The organism is Streptomyces sp. NTH33 (assembly GCF_003236365.1).
Lineage (GTDB): Bacteria > Actinomycetota > Actinomycetes > Streptomycetales > Streptomycetaceae > Streptomyces.
The window spans coordinates 1-2,122 of the sequence record NZ_POTZ01000751.1 but is presented as its reverse complement, the minus strand read 5'-3'; the positions used below and the strand labels follow the sequence as shown (position 1 = coordinate 2,122).

1 protein-coding gene and 1 pseudogene are annotated in these 2,122 nt (G+C 73.5%); one reads left to right on the top strand and one right to left on the bottom strand.

Annotated features, from left to right (window positions below; genetic code table 11):
* Positions 1–49: 49 nt before the first annotated feature.
* A complete protein-coding gene (locus C1I97_RS35815) occupies positions 50–1,168 on the bottom strand; it encodes an aminoglycoside phosphotransferase family protein (protein ID WP_111007102.1) in 1,119 nt (372 codons plus the stop codon).
* A 235-nt stretch (positions 1,169–1,403) separates the two neighbouring features.
* Here C1I97_RS35815 and C1I97_RS35810 point away from each other — a divergent pair.
* Positions 1,404–2,122 (top strand): annotated as a pseudogene (locus C1I97_RS35810) (hypothetical protein); the annotation flags it as partial.

Below are 2,122 nucleotides of genomic sequence, written 5' to 3'. Positions count from 1 at the left end.
AGACGGCCGCGGGCGCCCGGGGAGGGGGGCGCACCGCGGACCGTGGTCGTCAGCGGGTGCCTACGGCCGCGCGTACCGCCCGGCGGGCCAGTTGGCAGTCGTCGTGCAGGCGCCGCAGGAGCAGGCGCTGCTCCTCGCCGGACTGGGCGGCACCCGGGTGGGTGGCGTCGTGCACCGCGCGCTGCACGGCCGTCTCGTAGGTGCGGATCTCACGGGTGAGCACGAGCATCAGGTTCACCAGGAAGGCGTCCCGTGCGGCCGGGCCGGCCGACTGGGCGAGCTGGCTGATCTGCCGGCGCGCCACCGGCGCGTCCCCGAGCACCGACCACAGCGTCGCCAGGTCGTAGCCCGGCAGGTACCAGCCCGCGTGCTCCCAGTCCACCAGCACTGGACCGGCCGGTGAGAGCAGGACGTTCGCGAGCAGCGCGTCGCCGTGGCAGAACTGGCCCATGCCCTGCCGGCCCGCGGCGTGCGCGATGCCGTGCAGCAGCTTCTGCAGGTCGCCCAGGTCCCGGTCGGTGAGCAGTCCCAGTTCGTGGTACCGGGAGATGCGGGCGGCGTAGTCCAGCGGGGCGTCGAACGTACCCGCCGGCGGCCGCCAGGCGTTCAGCCGGCAGATCGCGCCCAGCGCCGCCCTGATGTCCGCCTGCGGCGGCGTCTGGGACGGATGCCGCTGGAGCGCGGCCACCCGGCCCGGCATGCGCTCGATCACCAGCGTGCAGTTGTCCGGGTCCGCTGCGATCAGCCGGGGCACCCGCACAGGCGGCCGGTGCCGGACGAACGAGCGGTATGCGGCTATCTCGTGCCGGTAGCGTTCCGCCCACGCGGGGGAGTGGTCGAGTAAACACTTGGCGACGGCCGTGCTGCGCCCGGTCGTGCCGACCAGCAGCACGGACCGCCCACTGCGGCGCAGCACCTGCACCGGAGCGAACTCCGGGCAGATCCGGTGCACCGAGGCGAGCGCCGTGCGCAGCTGGGCGCCCTGAGGGCCGGACAAGTCGATTCTCCCGCTGAGCGGTTGTGTGCCGAGCCCCGCGGCGCGCCGCGTACGGGCCGCACCGGGCACGGGGGCCGCCGGACGCGCGGGGTCGAGGTAGGGGCCGCCGGCGCCCGGACGGGGACGCGGCGACCGGGGCGGGGCGGACACGGAGGACGATGCTGCGTACATGGGCGAGACAGATCCCTTCGTGTGCCTGCTGCTTCACGCGCGCTGCCCGGCCCGGACGCCCGGGTGCACCCTGGGGAATGTCCCTCGGCGACCGGGTCGGGGTGGCGCGTTCCTACCTGACACCCGTCGTGCACTGGCACACCATCTGGCGCACCCTGGCGAACCCTGGCGAATAGTCGCCCGGCAAGTCTCGGCGGGTCTACTGTCAACTCAGCCGAGTACCTGGGGGCTTGACGTGACAGGACAACCCAACGCCCGTTTCGCGGACCTGTTCGGCCTGGCCGGCTGGTCCAAAGGGGAACTCGCGAGGCTCGTCAACCGGCAGGCGGCGGCCATGGGCCACCCCCAGCTGGCGACCGACACCTCCCGGGTGCGGCGCTGGATCGACATGGGAGAGATCCCGCGCGATCCCGTGCCACGGGTGCTGGCGGCCCTGTTCACCGAGCATCTCGGCCGTGTCGTGACCATCGAGGACCTCGGTCTGGTACGGCACGGGCGTACGGGGAGACGGCAGGGCGGCGGGAGTGCGGAACATCCCGACGGTGTGCCGTGGGCGCCCGAGCGGACCGCCGCGGTCCTCACCGAATTCACGGGAATGGACCTCATGCTCAACCGACGCGGCTTGGTGGGCGCGGGCGCCGCGCTCGCCGCGGGATCCGCACTCAGCAGCGCCATGCACGACTGGTTGCACACCGATCCGACACTCAAGGCCGACGCTCCCGACCTCGATCATCCCCTGCACGCCGACCCCGCCGGGTTCGACCGCTATGACGCCGCCCCCGTCGGGTCGCAGGAGATCGAGGAACTGGAACGCTCGGTGGCGGTGTTCCGGGCCTGGGACGCGGCCCGCGGCGGCGGGCTGCAGCGAAAGGCGGTGGTCGGCCAGCTCAACGAGGTGGGCGGCCTGCTCCTGCTGCACACCGACGGACTGGTGCCGCGGCGCGGCCGGAGGGC